Here is a 1,870-nt window from a genome sequence, read left to right on the forward strand (position 1 = left end):
GCTGATTACTTGGACTGGAGTAAGGCCGCAAAAGTAACAATGCCCAACTTAAAACCATCGACGAAAACAATTTCCTTGCGGTTACCTGAGTCTTTGCTTGAAAGCATTAAAATTGAGGCTAATCGAAGAGACATGCCTTACCAGTCCTTAATCAAATCTTGGCTTGCTGATGATGTTCGACAGAATCGCTTAGCTTCTTAAGAGCACTAACGCCCGCCTAAACGGAGGAGTAAAATTGGCGCGCCTTTTTGGCACAAAAAGCGTGACATATTTTACGGAGTCCGTTTGAGGCGCTGGTTATGTTGTTCTTCTTTGCTAGAAGTAGCAACTCGATAAATACAATAAACCACAGCCAAGCCGAAGCCTATTGAACCATTAAATATGTTAGCTAAACCCGCTGTAATAGCGACTGCCAAATGTATTTGTTTATTACGAAGTAACAACCAGCCTAGAGAAAACGACACTATAAAAATAACCGACGCAAGGAAGTAAGGCATGGCCAACATAGTAGCCATTTGGCTAATACTAATCTCTCTATCGCTGGCACCAGTTATGAGCGATAACAATTGATAAGAATCGATGAGCGAAAATATAAGACAATAAAGAGCATTTAGAATAATGCTCGCACCAAGTAACTTTTCAAATAGAGCTTTGTTCATAATCCCTCAAAAAACATAACGCCTTGCGAATGGGCGAGCGACGCGCAGCAAAGCGAGTCCAGCCCCGGGTGTTTTTCCGGGGCGATCATTGCGCAACTGGTTAGGTGATTGATTCACTTTTTGCCTCGATTTTATGACCGCACTTACAGCAATAAAAATACTTATAAGCGAATTCATTCGGGACAAGCCAGACTTTAAATTTGCTGCGTTTGCTCGTGAGCAATTTTACCACTTTACCTGAATGAACTAGAGCTCTTTGTTCGCATTCCGGACACTTAAAAAATGCCGTGATGATTATTGCCGACCAACCAAGAATAATTAATGCTGCTAGAAGCGGGATAAACAAGTTAATAGAAATGAAGATAACTGGAAGAACTAACCAAAATAATTTGGCCGCTATTGACGAGGCTAACCAATAGTAATTAGAGATACTTGTTCAATCTGGTAACCCCTATTTACACCTAACGCTTGCCTAAACGGAGGAGCGAAATTGGCGTGCCTTTTTGCGACAGCAAAAAGCGCGACACATTTTGCGGAGTCCGTTTGAGGCGCTGGTTATATTCATTTCTGATAAGGTGGAGGCGGTTCAGATTTCTCACGAATAAAACCATCTAAACCAATATAGTCACCTTCTTTAACTATACGGCGACAATATGCGAGGTATCTTTTACCTTTTTCAAGAACTACTGGAACAACCGGAAAACCATAAGTATAGGTATCATCGCATTTAAGCATTACAACATACTTACCTTCCTTCAAACCCACGTTAAAATGCATAGACTTCATCATGTTTGTAGTGATAACTTCTGTTGCGTTCTCATCTACGACTGAAACCACTGATGGTCTGTGCCTTACCTTCATAAATGGAATCTTCTCCATATCAATGAAGGCTAAGTCTAATATGCCAATATTATCAGGGTTGTATCTACTTGGTGGAGTTGCACAACCACCAACAAAAAGTGCAATTAGCACTGTAATAAACTTATTAATCACCTTTCTCCTTTAAGAATATAACGCCGCCATTTGCGGGATGAGTTTTATGGCGACGTTTATGCGTTTCTTTGCATAAACGGTGACAGAAAACGAAGATCCGAAAGATGGCCTGGTTATATGATTTTTGCTTTTAGTCTTTTGACCTTATGCTCTTAATTTATTGTTAAGAACTCAGAAACGACGCAATAAACCATACAATAATTTTTATTTTGTTTATC

Annotated in this window: 3 protein-coding genes; 1 reads left to right on the forward strand and 2 read right to left on the reverse strand. The window is 40.0% G+C overall.

Going from position 1 to position 1,870, the window contains the following annotated elements; all coding sequences use genetic code 11:
- Nucleotides 1-201 (forward strand): BrnA antitoxin family protein (locus tag A3756_RS16365; RefSeq protein ID WP_068553961.1); only part of this gene is annotated, 201 nt, incomplete at its 5' end.
- A 71-nt stretch (nucleotides 202-272) separates the two neighbouring features.
- Here the strand turns inward: A3756_RS16365 and A3756_RS16370 are convergent.
- Together A3756_RS16370 and A3756_RS16375 are read right to left on the reverse strand one after the other, a co-directional pair.
- On the reverse strand, nucleotides 273-659 hold the full coding sequence (locus tag A3756_RS16370) for a hypothetical protein (protein ID WP_068511467.1): 387 nt from the start codon (nucleotides 657-659) through the stop codon (nucleotides 273-275).
- A 561-nt stretch (nucleotides 660-1,220) separates the two neighbouring features.
- On the reverse strand, nucleotides 1,221-1,652 hold the full coding sequence (locus A3756_RS16375; protein ID WP_068511465.1) for a hypothetical protein: 432 nt from the start codon (nucleotides 1,650-1,652) through the stop codon (nucleotides 1,221-1,223).
- Between the last annotated feature and the right edge of the window lie 218 nt (nucleotides 1,653-1,870).

It is taken from the genome of Oleiphilus sp. HI0086 (genome assembly GCF_001635225.1).

Excerpts from the sequence above, each read along its gene's own strand:
- A3756_RS16370 (WP_068511467.1), bottom strand. The coding sequence starts at position 659 with ATGAACAAAGCTCTATTTGAAAAGTTACTTGGTGCGAGCATTATTCTA.